The organism is Salinivibrio sp. VGrn1, from assembly GCF_009377995.1.
GTDB lineage: Bacteria > Pseudomonadota > Gammaproteobacteria > Enterobacterales > Vibrionaceae > Salinivibrio > Salinivibrio siamensis.
On sequence record NZ_SATA01000011.1, the window covers coordinates 60,683 to 74,422 of the forward strand.

The following is a 13,740-nucleotide window of genomic DNA, read 5'->3' on the forward strand; positions in this document are numbered from 1 at the left end:
TTCCGCTCAGGTGGTGATTAATTAATCGGCATCACGCGATTACGGCCTAGGTTTTTAGCTTGATACAGGTGCTGATCGGCACGGTAAATCAGATCTGCGCCGCTCTCACCTTTATATTCGTCATACTCGGCGACGCCTATCGATACAGTAATGCTGTCTAGAGTGCGGCCACGACGCCGGTCTTTGATCACCATGCGGTCAATCGCCGCCCGCAATGTTTCAGCGGTGCGCTTGGCCGTGCTGAGGCGTTTTTGCGGCACCAGCAAGGCAAATTCTTCGCCCCCGTAGCGAAAGGCTTGTACGCCATCGCGACAGTAGTCGAGGATCCGTTTAGAAACTTGCTTTAAGGCAATGTCACCGAGCACATGGCCGTAGGTATCATTGAGGTGTTTGAAGTGGTCGAGATCGATCAGTACCAAGCAGAACGGCCAGGTTTGTGGGCTATCAATGTAGGCGGCGAGTTCGCGCTCGAAGGCGGCCCGGTTAAGCAAACCGGTTAGGCCATCATGAGTGGCTTGTTCGGTCATCTCAGCCAAATTCTGCTTTAATTGCGCAATCTCTTGCTGCGCGTCATTAAGCTGGTGTTTAAAGTAGCGGGTCGACTGAGTAAGCGCTTGCGAATCTTTGACCACGTTGCGAACCACGGCAATGGTCTCATCAATGGATAACCCTTCATTTTCGACCCGTGACAGCTGTTCAAAGGTGTTATCGAGAACCGAATGGAAAGCGTCAGTATCTTGGATAGTATCTGACATTGAGTGGCTCATCTCGGTCATCATCGATTCTAAGCTTTGCTTTAACGCATTGATGTCTCGGCTATGCTTATCGGCCATGTGTTTTTGGTAAAGCATGTCGCTTTGCAGCGGACTACAGGTACCGTGCTCATCGACAGTGGCATCGACATCCGCATTGAGTTTGGCGTCGGTATTGGCGACATAGGTGTACCACAGGGCATAGTTGGTGGGCGTGGTGGGCACCTTGTATTTCATCATCAAAGGCACAGCTTTTTTGAGGAAGCTGGTAGATTGCTGAAACTTATCGTCCGACATGGCGTTCCTTTGTGTGTCATCGATACCGAGAGAACTTTTATTAGTGTATACCCAAAGTGATTGGAACGGCAGTAGACAGCGAAAAAGCGTGAGCCTGCAGGCAACAACGCCTGCAGGATAGGATTAAAGGAAGAAAGGACTGGGCTGGAACAGGCGCTCAACGTCAGGAATGTATTTTTTGTTCACCAAGAACAAGACCACATGGTCATCTTGCTGGATCACGGTTTTATCGTGCGCAATTAACACTTCATCGCCGCGCACCACGGCACCGATGGTGGTACCGGGGGGCAGTTTTATCTCGCCGATGGCGCGCCCGACCACTTTGGATGTCGATGCATCCCCATGGGCGATGGCTTCAATCGCCTCAGCGGCGCCGCGTCGTAGTGACGAGACATTAACAATGTCTGCGCGGCGCACATGGGTGAGTAGGGCAGATATCGTCGCCTGTTGAGGGGAAATGGCAATATCAATCACCCCGCCTTGCACCAAGTCCACATAAGCGCCGCGCTGGATAAGCACCATGACTTTTTTCGCGCCAAGACGTTTCGCCAACATCGCCGACATAATATTGGCTTCGTCTTCGTTGGTGACCGCGATAAACACATCAATCTGATCAATGTGCTCTTCACTGAGCAGTTCTTGATCAGAGGCATCGCCACAAAACACCGTGGTTTCTTCAAGTAATTCAGAAAGGTGTTCCGCACGGGAGGGGTTACGCTCAATCAACTTCACGCTGTATTGACGCTCCAACGCCATCGCGAGGCCGGCACCAATGTTGCCACCACCAACAATCATGATGCGTTTGTAGGGCTTTTCAAGGCGCTGTAATTCACTCATCACCGAGCGAATATGGTTACTCGCGGCGACGAAAAAGACTTCATCATCGGCTTCGATGATGGTGGTGCCTTGTGGACGAATGGGCCGGTCACGACGGAAAATAGCGGCGACACGGGTATCGACATGCGGCATATGCTCACGCAAGGCGGACAAGGCTTTACCGACCAAAGGTCCGCCGTAATACGCCTTAACCGCAACCAGACCGACCTTTTTGTCGGCAAAGCTGACTACCTGTAAGGCGCCTGGGTATTCAATTAGACGACGAATATAACGAGTGACCAGCTCTTCAGGGGCGATAAGATGGTCAACCGGACAGGCGTCGCTGTTAAACAGTTGCTCTTTCACCGCCAAGTATTCAGGGCTGCGGATCCGAGCGACGCGGTTTGGTGTATTAAAACGTGTATATGCGACCTGACAGGCGATCATATTGGTTTCGTCTGAGTTGGTCACCGCGACCAGCATATCTGCATCTTGAGCGCCGGCTTCTTGCAGCGTGGTTGGGTGACTGGCAAACCCCTGTACCACGCGTAAGTCATACTTATCTTGTAGCTCACGCAGTCGTTCGGGGGCGCGGTCAACAATGGTGATATCATTGTTTTCCCCTACCAGGTTTTCTGCCAGGGTGCCGCCGACTTGTCCTGCACCCAAGATGATGATTTTCATGCTACTGTCACTCCCTGCCTAGTCGCACAAAGGCTTCTCTAGGCATGCATAATAGAAACCGTCCATGTCGTCTTCGCCTGGCAAAATCTGGCGACCAGGCTGCGCTTGCGAGCCGGTGCGCAGTATCGCAGAAGGTTCACGGGCTAAAAAGGCACGGATTTGCTCGCGGTTCTCATCCGGTAATACTGAGCAGGTGGCGTAAACCAGCGTACCGCCTGGCGCCAATTGCTGCCACATTGTGTCTAAAATCTCTGCCTGTAACGTGACCAGAGCGTGAATGTCACTATCACGGCGTAGCCACTTAATGTCGGGATGACGCCGGATCACGCCTGTGGCTGAACAAGGGGCATCCAGTAATATACGATCAAATGCAGGCCCTTGATGCCAATCGCTCGGGTCACGGGCATCCGCGTGTTTCACATCAGCATTCAGCCCTAACCGTGACAGGTTCTCTTTGATCCGGGATAAGCGATTTTCATCGGCATCAATGGCCGTCACGATGGCATCAGGCTGGTGCTCAAGGATATGACACGTTTTCCCTCCTGGCGCGGCACAGCAGTCGAGAATGTGTTCTGCAGACGCGGGTTGGAGGTAATCGACAGCCAGCTGCGCGGCGGCATCTTGTACCGACACCCAGCCCTGGTCAAAACCGGGGAGGCGAGACACATCACACGGCGCGTCGAGTTTCAGAGCGTCCATGGCATCTGGATGGACACTGGCACCAATACCGGCCTGTTGCAGCTGCGCTTGATAACTGTCTCGAGAATGGTGCTGGCGGTTGACGCGCAGCCACATCGGCGCTTTTTGATGATTTGCCGCCACAATGTCTTGCCAATTTGATGGATAGGCGGCCTGAAGGCGTTTGAGCAACCAGCCGGGATGGCAGTAATGACCAGCATCATGCGCTTGGCTGGCTTGGTCTAGCGCATCTTGATCGCGTTGATAATTGCGCAAAATGGCGTTAATCAATCCACGTAATTGTGGGCGCTTCAATGGCTTGGTGGCATTCACGGTTTCAGCCACGGCGGCATGGGCCGGGATGCGCATATAGCCTAATTGATACAACCCGACCAGAATGAGGTGATGAAAGACTCGTTGTTTGCCTTTCAGTGGCTTATCCATCAGGGCTTGCACGATATGCTCTAATCGCGGTAACCAGCGCAAGGTGCCATAGCAAATCTCTTGCAACAAAGCAGCATCACGCGGGGCGACCTTCTGTTGAGCGAGGGGGAGCTGCTGGGACAATGACTGGCCCTGATCAACCACTTGATACAGAACGCGGGCGGCCGCGGCTCTTACATTCATATGTTTACCTATTCAAAGGCCAAATTGGCATCAGACGATAGTGTGGGTCAGATTAAAAAAGGCCAGCGTACTGGCCTTCTTCTCACGTATCGGTGGCACGCTATAGTTGGGTGCCTGTTTCAAACCATTCACGACGTGCATTCAGTAGCTCATGCGCTTGCATGGCTTTTTTGCCCGGGGGTTGTAGTTGGGTCAGCTGGATCACGCCTTTTCCGGTCGCGACCTGAATGCCATGTTTGTCAGTGTTGATCACTGTGCCTGGCGCCGCGTCCACGTCGATATCTAGTGCGTTAGCGCCCCACACCTTGATGTTTTGCTCACCTAAGGTGAAGTAGCTGACCGGGCGCGGGTTAAATGCCCGTACACAACGTTCGATAAACGCGGCGTCTTGATGCCAATCGATCTGCGCTTCTTGCTTACTGAGCTTTTCGGCATAGTTGGCTTTGGCATCGTTTTGTGGCTCCGCAAGAATAATGCCGTTAGCCATGTCATTAAGACAATCAATCAATGCCTGCGGCCCCAGCTCTGCAAGTCGCTGATACAGGCTGCCACTGGTCTCTTTCTCATCAATGGGTAAGGTGGCAATTTTGAGCATGTCGCCCGTGTCGAGCCCCTCATCCATCTGCATGATGGTGACCCCCGTCTCATTGTCACCAGCCCATACAGCTCGTTCGATAGGAGCGGCGCCACGCCAACGTGGCAGAATGGAGCCATGCACATTAATACACCCTAGTTTGGGGGTGTCCAATACGGGCTTGGGCAGAATCAGCCCGTAAGCGACCACGACCATCACGTCGGCGTTCAAGTCAGCCAGCTCCGCTTGTGCTTGTTCATCACGCAACGTGCGAGGCTGATACACGGGTAAGTCATGCTCAAGCGCAAGCTGTTTAACGGGGCTTGCCGTGAGCTTCTTGCCTCGGCCAGCGGGTTTATCTTCACGGCTATAAACCGCAATCACCTCATGCTCACTATCGAGCAGGGCTTGTAAATGGCGCGCGGCAAAATCCGGCGTGCCCGCAAATACTATACGCAGCGGTGTGCTCAAAGTGACCTCAGCTTGCTTTTTGGTTAGCGCGTTTGATTTTTTCCATCTTTTGCTTGATGCGCTGACGTTTCAGCGGCGATAGGTAGTCCACAAACAGCTTACCTTCTAAATGGTCAAGCTCATGCTGAATACAAATCGCTAGCAAGTCGTCGGCATCAAACTGGATAGCGTTGCCGTCGCGATCCAGCGCTTTTACGGTCACTTCTGCCGCACGCGGAACCAATGCGCGTGCACTGGGCACAGATAAGCATCCTTCTTCAATGCCATCTTCACCGCGCTTTTCGATGATTTCTGGATTGATAAGCACCATGGGCTGATCGCGGGTTTCGGAGACATCAATCACCACCATGCGTTGGTGAAAATCAACCTGAGTGGCCGCGAGACCAATACCGTCTTGGGCGTACATGGTTTCAATCATGTCATCAGCCATTTTCTGGATCTCAGGTGTGACAGCGTCCACCGGCTTGGCCACGGTGCGAAGGCGCTCATCTGGGAATGTTAATACGTTCAGTAAAGCCATAACGTCTCATAAAAATTGAACTGTGCCGAAAGCGGCACGGGGTAATTGGGTTAATTCTAGACATTTTGCCAGCCAATTGACAGCATCAGCATCATTCGTCGGGTGAGGAAGACATTGATGACAAGAAAGCTATTCAATCTCGCCGCCGCTGGGCTATTGGCTATCGCGCTACCAGTGCTGGCAGCCGGCCCTGCCGAGAGTCAGCGATACGTGGTTGAGCGGGGGGATACCCTGTGGGATATCGCCGCCACCTTTTTCGATAATCCTTGGCAATGGCGTGACGTATGGTACGCCAATCCGGCTATAAAGGATCCCAATCTTATTTATCCTGGCGATGTGCTCACCCTCACATGGCAAGCGGGGAAACCGGCCGTCAGCTACAAGCCTAGGCGCGCGATTGCAGCAAAGGGAGATGCACCCAAGACGTCAGCGCTGTGCAGTGTGGATCCTATGCTGCTGCCGTACTTACAGCAGGACATGCTGGTTGAAAAGGCGCGTTTGGTGGCGCTGCCTCGTGTTCTTGGCTCTACAGATGGGCGTCAATATCTGTCAGTGCACGATACCCTGTATGTGGATGCGTCGCTGGGTGCCAAAAACTGGCAGGTTTTTCGGGTTGAGAAAACCTTTTTACGCCCTGCGACGTCAGAGGCTAGCGCCGAACCGATCGCTATGGTGAGCTTAAAACATGTAGCTGACGGACGTATCCGTGCGCGAAGTGAAGGGCGCAGTGTGATGACACTGACACGCATGGTGCAGGAAGTACGGCCCAATGATGTCTTGTTACCTTTGCCCGAGAACACGCATGCGCGCTTTTGGCCCCAAGCGGCTCAAACCGACGCGAGGTTATTAGGGCATCTTTATGGCAGTGAGTATGTCGCGAATGGTCAGCTGGTGGTGCTCGATAAAGGTGCCAATGATGGCGTGACGACCGGGCAAATGTTTACTGTCACCGAAGGGGGTGCCAAGGTGTTAAATGACCCCGGTGAGTATCGCTATCAAAACGCGAACGAAAGCACGACACAATCCATCACACCCATGCCTGATGTGACGGTGGGACAAACCATGGTCGTTCGGGCTTACCCTTGGGTTAGCTTGGCGGTGATCACCCAAGCGCGTCAGCCGATCAAAGCCGGCATGCATGCGGTACCGCCATCTTCTCAACCGGCCTATGCACGATAAATCGCTGCGAGGATGGTTGACGCTGACCCAAGTGCCGCGGTTGCGCGTTTCGCAGCGACGCGCGCTGTTGGCCAAAGTGCCCATCGATGCGTTGAGTGAGCAAACTGCTCATGATCTTGCCGCGGTTGGTTTAACCGCAGAGCAGTGTCAGGCCGTCACGCATCCCAATCATGCCATGATTGAGCGTAGCCTTGAGTGGGCGAGGCAAGAGCATTGCCACCTGGTTGGCTTTGATCATCCAGCTTACCCTGCATTACTCCGAGAAATCGCACGGCCGCCTTTGCTCTTGTATGTGCAAGGCGATCTGGCTTGCTTGGCGATGCCTCAATTGGCGATGGTGGGCAGTCGGCACGCGACACCGCAAGGGCTAGAAACGGCGTCTCAATTTGCTAAACAACTGGTTGAGCATGGTGTGGCGATCACCAGTGGGCTTGCGCTAGGTATCGATGGCCGGGCACACAAAGGCGCACTCGAAGGCGGAGGAAAAACCTTGGCGGTGTTGGGAAGCGGACTGGCCAATGTGTATCCCGCGCGACATCGCGCATTGGCCGAGCGGATTGAAGCGCAGGGGGCGCTTGTTTCCGAGTTTTGGCCGGACGCGCCGCCAAGAGCCGAACACTTTCCACGCCGCAACCGGTTGATCAGTGGGTTGTCGGCAGGCGTATTAGTGGTAGAGGCCGCACCGCAAAGTGGGTCACTGATCACGGCACGTTATGCGCTAGAGCAAAACCGGAGTGTGTTTGCGATTCCCGGTCCCATAGACCAAGTCCAATCGCGAGGTTGCCACCAATTGATAAAACAAGGCGCCGTGTTAGTTGACTGTGTTGATGATATTATAAGTGATGTGGATAGCTTGGTGCAGTTTGCTGTGAGTCAGCAAAACGAATTATTTAGTGATGCACCCAAGTTAGATACGCACGAAGGATTGCCATTTTCTGCGCTGTTGGCTAACGTAGGGACTAACGCGACGTGTGTCGACGTACTGGCTGAGCGCTGCAACCAACCGGTTCACGAAATCATGATGCAGTTGTTAGACTTAGAACTCCAGGGGCTTGTAGCAGCAGTACCCGGTGGCTATGTCAGAACGAGGAGGGGCTAGCCATGATGGACATTCTTATGTACCTGTTCGAAACCTACATCCACAGCGATGTGGAAGTGATGATCGATCAGGACGAGTTAGCAGATGAATTGTCCCGCGCGGGTTTTCATCAAGACGATATATATAAAGCCCTGAACTGGCTTGAAAAGCTGGCACAGTTGCAAAATGCGGATAAACAGCCTTACCTATCAGGCAGTGCCCAAAGCTCGATTCGAATCTATACCGAGCAAGAAACACGCTTTATCGACCAAGAAAGCCGAGGCTTTCTCTTATTCTTAGAGCAAGCCGGGGTGCTTTCACCGGAAACGCGTGAAATGGTCATCGATCGGGTGATGGAACTTGAGACCCAAGAATTTGGTCTTGATGATCTAAAATGGGTCATTTTGATGGTGCTGTTTAACGTGCCCGGTAACGAGCGTGCGTATACACAGATGGAAGAAATGCTGTACGACGCACAAGAGGGATACGTGCACTAACGCTTATCAATGACAGTAAAAGGTGTGAATGAGTAAAGATAACACCCCGAACACCCACGAGCGCTGCCCGGAATGTGGCAGCGCTCTTGCGTTTAAATCGGGCAAACGAGGCCCGTTTCTGGCCTGTACGGCCTACCCAGACTGCCACTATACCAAAGCGTTACATCATGGTGATGGCCATGTAGTAAAAGCGCTTGGCGTGGCTTGCCCGGCGTGTCATCAGGGAGAATTGGTGTTACGCCAAGGTCGATTCGGTATGTTTATTGGCTGTGATCAGTTCCCGCAATGTACGCATATCGAAAAACCGGATGAACCCGATCATACTACCCTAACCTGTCCATCCTGCCACAAAGGTGAGCTGGTGGAGCGCACCTCGCGTTACGGTAAGCGCTTTTTTGCCTGTGACCAATACCCTAAGTGTCATTTTGCAGTAAATGCACAACCGATAGCCGGCACCTGCGAGCAATGTGGCTTTGCGCTGCTGGTGGAGCGTAAGAAAGGTGGCAAGACAGTACACCAATGTGCCGATAAGTCCTGCAGCGCGATTCAAGGTGAATCGGCTGCAGAATCGGAGAGCGAAGGCTAATCGGTTTGCGCGGCGAGAGCCAATGCAGCCGATTTCAAACCGTGAAAAGCATCGTCGGGGAGGTAGCTTGCGAGACTGGCTAACTTGGTGGCAAGCGCCGCGTTCGATGTGGCCGTGACATTAATATGGCCCACTTTGCGCCCCGGACGAGGCGTTTTGTTGTACCAATGCACATGGGCATCACGATAGGTCGCAAGCGGGACACTGCCTTGGCCTAAGATATTGATCATCGCCGTCGGCTGGATTAACTCGGTCGGGCCGAGGGGTAAGCCGCTGACCGCGCGCAGGTGGTTTTCAAATTGGCAACACGCGCTACCTTGCTGTGTCCAGTGACCGGAGTTGTGCACCCGAGGCGCTATCTCGTTCACCAGCAAGCTGCCGTCTACATCAAAGAATTCCACCGCGAGTACCCCCACATAGTTCAGCGCGCTGGCAACCTTTTCCAACATGTCCGCGGCTTGTGTTTGCAAAGCATGCTCATCCGGGCGCACCACAGACAAGGTTAATATCCCATCATGGTGATGGTTTTGGGTCAGGCTATAACTGGCAAATTCACCATTCGCGCCACGCACACCAATTAGTGACACTTCTCGGTCAAAAGGGATCATGGCTTCGGCAATGATGGCTTGGCCATCGCGCTGTTCGGGCGCGCTAAGAAAGGCATCGAGCTCGGCCCATAATGCGTGAAGATCATCGCCGTCACGATAGCGCCACTGTCCTTTGCCGTCATAACCATCCAAGGTGCTTTTGAGGACCAAAGGTGCGCCCAGTGCGTCGACCGCCTTTTCTAAATCAGCCTGTGTATGTACCACACGGTACGGTGCATTGGCGACGCCTGCTTGCATCAGCAGCGCTTTCTCAATTTGGCGGTCGCCACCGGTTAGAATCGCTTGGGCACTGGGGCGTAACTTCCCGCTTTGCTCGCAGTGATGCAAGATATCAGCGGGGATATGCTCAAATTCCGCGGTGATAATATCCGCGCCGGCGATGGCCGTATTGAGGCCGTGCCCCAGTGGTTGCAGCGTCAGTGGGTGAACAATGTCGCCACTACGCACATCATAGGCGCTGACGATAAGGTTGAGCGGCGCGCCGGCCAAGGCCATCATCCGGGCCAGTTGTCCCGCGCCTAACACCAGAATATTCATGGCCTTACCCTTGTGGGTTGGGCTGAGCGAGAACGGCTTCAGTTTGCGCTTGGCGAAACGCATCCACTTTTGCCATCAAATCAGGGTCGGCCGTGGCGAGAATTTGTGCCGCAAGGAGACCTGCATTCGCGGCGCCTGCGTCTCCAATGGCGAGTGTGCCCACTGCCACGCCTTTGGGCATTTGAGCAATAGAAAGCAATGAGTCCATGCCCTTTAACGCTTTTGACTGGACCGGCACGCCGAGCACCGGCAGGCTGGTGTGTGCGGCGGTCATCCCAGGCAAATGGGCGGCCCCCCCGGCGCCGGCAATAATCACTTTAATCCCGCGCTCGGCCGCTTGTTGGGCGTAGTCGGCAAGTAACTGTGGTGTGCGATGGGCGGAGACAATACGGGTTTCGTAAGGGATGGCAAAGTGATCCAACATAGCCGCTGCATGTGTCATGGTAGGCCAATCGGATTGTGAGCCCATGATGATACCGACAGTCATAATACGTCCTTCTTGATGACAAGCGTGAATAAGATAAGCTGAGCGTGGCGCGAATTATACCCAGATTTCACTGCAAGGAAAACGTTTGCGTCGGTGGTGGGGGATGAAATTATGTCAAGATCCCACTGCGTGGATCAGGTAAAGTACGCATATAGTCTCAGTAACAAAGGATGTGAGCGTGGCACACGGTCAGTCGACAATTGATAAGCAAGCCGTGAAGGCTTTTTTCCTCCAGCTTCAAGATGATATTTGCCAACAGCTTGCGCAAGAAGATGGTCAAGCGCATTTTATTGAAGATGCGTGGGAGCGTGAGAAAGGAGGCGGTGGCCGCAGTCGCGTCCTGCGTCAGGGCCAAGTATTTGAGCAAGCGGGAGTGAACTTCTCGCACGTATTTGGCGATCAAATGCCTGCCTCGGCGACCGCGCATCGCCCAGAGCTCGCCGGGCGCTGCTTTGAGGCTATGGGGGTGTCGTTAGTGATCCATCCTCACAACCCGTACGTACCGACCTCGCATGCGAACGTGCGGTTTTTCATTGCTGAAAAGGAAGGCGCCGATCCTGTGTGGTGGTTTGGCGGTGGCTTTGACCTTACGCCTTTCTATCCGTTCGAGGAAGACTGCCAGCATTGGCATGAGACCGCCAAAGCCTTGTGCGCGCCCTTCGGTGATAGCGTGTACGCTGATCACAAGGCGTGGTGCGATCGCTATTTTTATCTGCCCCATCGCGATGAAACCCGTGGCGTCGGTGGGCTTTTCTTTGATGATTTGAACCAATGGCCATTCGAACAGTGCTTTGCCTATACCCAAGCGGTTGGAAAAGGCTTTATCGATGCCTACCTGCCGATAGTACAGCGCCGCAAAGCCACGCCTTATGGTGAGCGAGAACGCGATTTTCAGCTTTATCGCCGCGGACGCTATGTCGAATTTAACTTGGTGTATGACAGAGGCACGCTATTTGGCTTACAAAGTGGCGGGCGTACCGAATCTATCCTGATGTCGATGCCGCCGATGGCGCGCTGGGAATATAATTGGTCACCCGATGAAAACGCGCCGGAAGCGAGACTCTATCGCGACTATCTTAAACCGAGGGAGTGGTAACAGATGACCGATCGTTATTGCGTGGTCGGCCAGCCGATTGGCCACAGTAAGTCGCCGCAGATCCACGCCGCATTTGCGACGCAAACCCAACAAAATATCGACTATCAAGCCATTGAGGCGCCGCTTGAAGGCTTTGTGACCACCATGCAGGCATTTTTTGCGCAAGGAGGGCATGGGGCCAATGTGACCGTGCCTTTTAAACAGCAAGCATATGACTGGGTAGATACACTGACAGAGCGTGCCCGCCGTGCCGGTGCCGTAAATACACTGGTTAAGCAAAGCGATGGCACCTTATTGGGTGATAACACCGATGGCGCTGGCTTAGTGACTGACTTATTGCATCACCACGTAGAATTACGCGATAAGCGCATTATGGTCGTGGGTGCGGGCGGTGCAGCACGGGGTGTGTTGCTTCCTTTACTGGAGCAAGAGCCAGCATCGCTGATGATTGTGAATCGCACCGAGCAAAAAGCTCAGCAACTAGCTGCTGCATTTGGTGAGGCCGGACCGATCACTAGTCATGCCGTGGATAGCCCCATGGCGGCGCCGGTCGATGTGATCATTAACGCGACCTCGGCGAGCTTACATCAAAGCTATCCTCCTCTTCCTCAAGGCGCGATTGGCCCAGCGACCACTGTCTATGACATGGTGTATCAAGCTGGCAGCACAACCAGTAACCAGTGGGCGCAACGCCAAGGAGCAGGACGGTGTTTAGACGGTTTGGGCATGCTGGTGGAACAAGCGGCGGAAAGCTTTGCTATATGGCGCGGCTGTCGGCCACAAACCGAACGTGTGCGTGAGCAGTTAAGAGAGGCACTCAATCAATGAATCAATCCCTTATTCTGGCTGCGGACCAAGCGCAGGTCGACACGGCAAAGGCCCGTGTTTGTTTTTACGGCCAACTTAATGGTGCATTGTTACCATGCGCTGTCCGCTTTACCACCTTATCCGCGCTCGCCGGCTGTGCGGTGGACACGGATAATGCGCAGGCGATTGTCGAACAGGTTTGGTTTGATATTGAAGAGCACATGGAAGCGGCCATCGAATCAGAAGCGTTTGAAGCCGATGGCAGCTTGCTGATCTAGCACTCGCAGCGGTAGATGTCTTTGGTGTCGACATAGTTTTGCGCTGAGCGTGCAAAATAAGCACGCTCTTTGTCGGTAAGGGGGCGAACTTGTTTGACCGGTGAGCCGACATACAGATAGCCACTCTCTAAGCGTTTTCCGGGCGGGACTAAACTGCCAGCGCCAATCAGCACTTCATCTTCTATCACAGCGTCATCGAGAATAATCGTCCCCATTCCCACTAGGACTCGGTTGCCAATCCGACAGCCGTGTAACATGACTTTGTGGCCGATTGTCACTTCTTCGCCAATGATCAGCGGGTAACCTTGTGGGTTTTCGGCATTTTTGTGAGTAACATGAAGGACTGAGCCATCTTGTACATTGGTCCGTGCGCCAATCTGGATATGGTTCACGTCACCACGTGCCGCAACCAACGGCCAAATACTCACATCATCGCCTAGCGTAATATCGCCAGCCAATACACTGAATTCATCAATATAGACGCGCTCGCCAAGCTGAGGCGTCATGCCTTTATAGGCGCGCAGCTGTTTTACCATCACAGATCCCTCTTTTCTCTCTTAACAGTGCTAAATAGCGGCGAGTTTGATACCAGTTTTACACCCTAGCGAGCAAAAAAACAGCGAGTGACAGTTTTTTTCTAAAAAACACCTAAAAAGGACTTGCCAACCTGATCAGCTTCTCTATAATGCGCCTCCATCGACACGGCACGCAGGGCAAGCGCTCAGCGAGCATGTCGAAGTAAAAAATCGAATAAAAATAAACGCTTGACGTGAGTTTTTAAAAGATTAAGATAGCCGTCCACTTAACGCTAGGCGTTAGGGAAGTCAAAAAGAGGTTTTGTTTCACCCGGCTGGGTTGAAAATAAAAGATAAAATTTCTTCTTGACTTTAACGGCAAGGCGCGTAAGATACGCAGCCCTGACCAAGCGAAGCGCAGCTTCGCATCGTCAACGCTCTTTAACAATTTGACCTATGCAATCTGTGTGGGCACTCGTTGAGAATAGACAAAAAGATTTATTCGATGAACTGAGTGACCAAACGGCAACTTTAATAGTTGTTCGGCACAGTCAATTCGTTTGTCTCGTAAGAGACGAACAAAACAGTATTTATCGAGCCGTTTGTCTTTCCTTTTGGGAAAGCAAACACCAAAACTTAAATTGAAGAGTTTG

At 53.1% G+C, this 13,740-nt stretch carries 15 protein-coding genes; 7 read left to right on the forward strand and 8 right to left on the reverse strand.

The features are described from left to right. Positions 1 to 17: 17 nt before the first annotated feature. From EHW56_RS13835 to def, 5 genes are all read right to left on the reverse strand, one after another. Positions 18 to 1,049, reverse strand: coding sequence for a GGDEF domain-containing protein (locus tag EHW56_RS13835; protein ID WP_046074878.1), 1,032 nt, complete (start codon positions 1,047 to 1,049; stop codon positions 18 to 20). 123 nt (positions 1,050 to 1,172) lie between these two features. After that, on the reverse strand, positions 1,173 to 2,549 hold the full coding sequence (gene trkA / locus EHW56_RS13840; RefSeq protein WP_046074879.1) for a Trk system potassium transporter TrkA: 1,377 nt from the start codon (positions 2,547 to 2,549) through the stop codon (positions 1,173 to 1,175). Positions 2,550 to 2,567: 18 nt separating this feature from the next. Then, positions 2,568 to 3,854: a 16S rRNA (cytosine(967)-C(5))-methyltransferase RsmB gene (rsmB, locus tag EHW56_RS13845; RefSeq protein ID WP_152800014.1), complete on the reverse strand. Its 1,287-nt coding sequence runs from the start codon at positions 3,852 to 3,854 to the stop codon at positions 2,568 to 2,570. Between the two features lie 100 nt (positions 3,855 to 3,954). Continuing rightward, positions 3,955 to 4,899: a methionyl-tRNA formyltransferase gene (gene fmt, locus EHW56_RS13850; RefSeq protein WP_152800012.1), complete on the reverse strand. Its 945-nt coding sequence runs from the start codon at positions 4,897 to 4,899 to the stop codon at positions 3,955 to 3,957. A 7-nt stretch (positions 4,900 to 4,906) separates the two neighbouring features. Next, the gene (gene def, locus EHW56_RS13855) at positions 4,907 to 5,419 is read right to left on the reverse strand and encodes a peptide deformylase (protein ID WP_046074882.1); all 513 of its coding nucleotides are present in this window, start codon (positions 5,417 to 5,419) and stop codon (positions 4,907 to 4,909) included. A 117-nt stretch (positions 5,420 to 5,536) separates the two neighbouring features. On the opposite strand from def, the gene EHW56_RS13860 reads away from it, so the two are divergent. The 4 genes from EHW56_RS13860 to EHW56_RS13875 are packed head-to-tail and all read left to right on the forward strand — an operon-like array spanning position 5,537 to position 8,759. Then, a complete protein-coding gene (locus EHW56_RS13860; RefSeq protein WP_152800010.1) occupies positions 5,537 to 6,598 on the forward strand; it encodes a LysM peptidoglycan-binding domain-containing protein in 1,062 nt (353 codons plus the stop codon). Continuing rightward, positions 6,558 to 7,697, forward strand: a complete 1,140-nt coding sequence (gene dprA, locus EHW56_RS13865; RefSeq protein WP_227486561.1) for a DNA-processing protein DprA — start codon at positions 6,558 to 6,560, stop codon at positions 7,695 to 7,697. The genes EHW56_RS13860 and dprA overlap by 41 nt, the downstream gene beginning before the upstream one ends. 2 nt (positions 7,698 to 7,699) lie before the next feature. After that, positions 7,700 to 8,173 (forward strand): DUF494 family protein, encoded by a 474-nt coding sequence (locus tag EHW56_RS13870; RefSeq protein WP_046074885.1) that lies wholly within the window; start codon positions 7,700 to 7,702, stop codon positions 8,171 to 8,173. Positions 8,174 to 8,201: 28 nt separating this feature from the next. Next, a complete protein-coding gene (locus EHW56_RS13875) occupies positions 8,202 to 8,759 on the forward strand; it encodes a type I DNA topoisomerase (RefSeq protein WP_152800008.1) in 558 nt (185 codons plus the stop codon). Here EHW56_RS13875 and EHW56_RS13880 read toward each other — a convergent pair. Both EHW56_RS13880 and purE read right to left on the reverse strand, forming a co-directional pair. After that, complete coding sequence (locus tag EHW56_RS13880; RefSeq protein ID WP_152800006.1) at positions 8,756 to 9,904, reverse strand: 5-(carboxyamino)imidazole ribonucleotide synthase; 1,149 nt, start codon at positions 9,902 to 9,904, stop codon at positions 8,756 to 8,758. The two genes, EHW56_RS13875 and EHW56_RS13880, sit on opposite strands and share 4 nt — an antisense overlap. Before the next feature lie 4 nt (positions 9,905 to 9,908). After that, positions 9,909 to 10,391 (reverse strand): 5-(carboxyamino)imidazole ribonucleotide mutase, encoded by a 483-nt coding sequence (gene purE, locus EHW56_RS13885; RefSeq protein WP_069362358.1) that lies wholly within the window; start codon positions 10,389 to 10,391, stop codon positions 9,909 to 9,911. Positions 10,392 to 10,569: 178 nt separating this feature from the next. On the opposite strand from purE, the gene hemF reads away from it, so the two are divergent. Genes hemF through EHW56_RS13900 form a run of 3 tightly spaced genes read left to right on the forward strand, consistent with a single transcriptional unit; the run spans position 10,570 to position 12,572 of the window. Then, the gene (gene hemF / locus EHW56_RS13890) at positions 10,570 to 11,487 is read left to right on the forward strand and encodes an oxygen-dependent coproporphyrinogen oxidase (RefSeq protein ID WP_172970055.1); all 918 of its coding nucleotides are present in this window, start codon (positions 10,570 to 10,572) and stop codon (positions 11,485 to 11,487) included. A gap of 3 nt (positions 11,488 to 11,490) precedes the next feature. Continuing rightward, positions 11,491 to 12,315 (forward strand): shikimate dehydrogenase, encoded by an 825-nt coding sequence (aroE, locus tag EHW56_RS13895; protein ID WP_152800004.1) that lies wholly within the window; start codon positions 11,491 to 11,493, stop codon positions 12,313 to 12,315. Next, positions 12,312 to 12,572, forward strand: coding sequence for a DUF1488 family protein (locus EHW56_RS13900; protein ID WP_077607333.1), 261 nt, complete (start codon positions 12,312 to 12,314; stop codon positions 12,570 to 12,572). Before aroE ends, EHW56_RS13900 begins: the two co-directional genes overlap by 4 nt. On the opposite strand, the gene EHW56_RS13905 is transcribed toward EHW56_RS13900, so the two are convergent. Beyond that, positions 12,569 to 13,108, reverse strand: coding sequence for a gamma carbonic anhydrase family protein (locus tag EHW56_RS13905; RefSeq protein WP_152797102.1), 540 nt, complete (start codon positions 13,106 to 13,108; stop codon positions 12,569 to 12,571). The genes EHW56_RS13900 and EHW56_RS13905 overlap by 4 nt on opposite strands. Positions 13,109 to 13,740 lie beyond the last annotated feature (632 nt).

Bases quoted from the DNA above. Each gene is read 5' to 3' on its own strand.
- EHW56_RS13835 (WP_046074878.1), bottom strand. From the start codon at position 1,049: ATGTCGGACGATAAGTTTCAGCAATCTACCAGCTTCCTCAAAAAAGCT.
- dprA (WP_227486561.1), top strand. From the start codon at position 6,558: ATGCGGTACCGCCATCTTCTCAACCGGCCTATGCACGATAAATCGCTG.
- EHW56_RS13875 (WP_152800008.1), top strand. From the start codon at position 8,202: ATGAGTAAAGATAACACCCCGAACACCCACGAGCGCTGCCCGGAATGT.
- EHW56_RS13900 (WP_077607333.1), top strand. From the start codon at position 12,312: ATGAATCAATCCCTTATTCTGGCTGCGGACCAAGCGCAGGTCGACACG.
- EHW56_RS13860 (WP_152800010.1), top strand. From the start codon at position 5,537: ATGACAAGAAAGCTATTCAATCTCGCCGCCGCTGGGCTATTGGCTATC.
- EHW56_RS13905 (WP_152797102.1), bottom strand. From the start codon at position 13,108: ATGGTAAAACAGCTGCGCGCCTATAAAGGCATGACGCCTCAGCTTGGC.
- def (WP_046074882.1), bottom strand. From the start codon at position 5,419: ATGGCTTTACTGAACGTATTAACATTCCCAGATGAGCGCCTTCGCACC.
- aroE (WP_152800004.1), top strand. From the start codon at position 11,491: ATGACCGATCGTTATTGCGTGGTCGGCCAGCCGATTGGCCACAGTAAG.
- EHW56_RS13870 (WP_046074885.1), top strand. From the start codon at position 7,700: ATGATGGACATTCTTATGTACCTGTTCGAAACCTACATCCACAGCGAT.
- rsmB (WP_152800014.1), bottom strand. From the start codon at position 3,854: ATGAATGTAAGAGCCGCGGCCGCCCGCGTTCTGTATCAAGTGGTTGAT.
- purE (WP_069362358.1), bottom strand. From the start codon at position 10,391: ATGACTGTCGGTATCATCATGGGCTCACAATCCGATTGGCCTACCATG.
- trkA (WP_046074879.1), bottom strand. From the start codon at position 2,549: ATGAAAATCATCATCTTGGGTGCAGGACAAGTCGGCGGCACCCTGGCA.
- EHW56_RS13880 (WP_152800006.1), bottom strand. From the start codon at position 9,904: ATGAATATTCTGGTGTTAGGCGCGGGACAACTGGCCCGGATGATGGCC.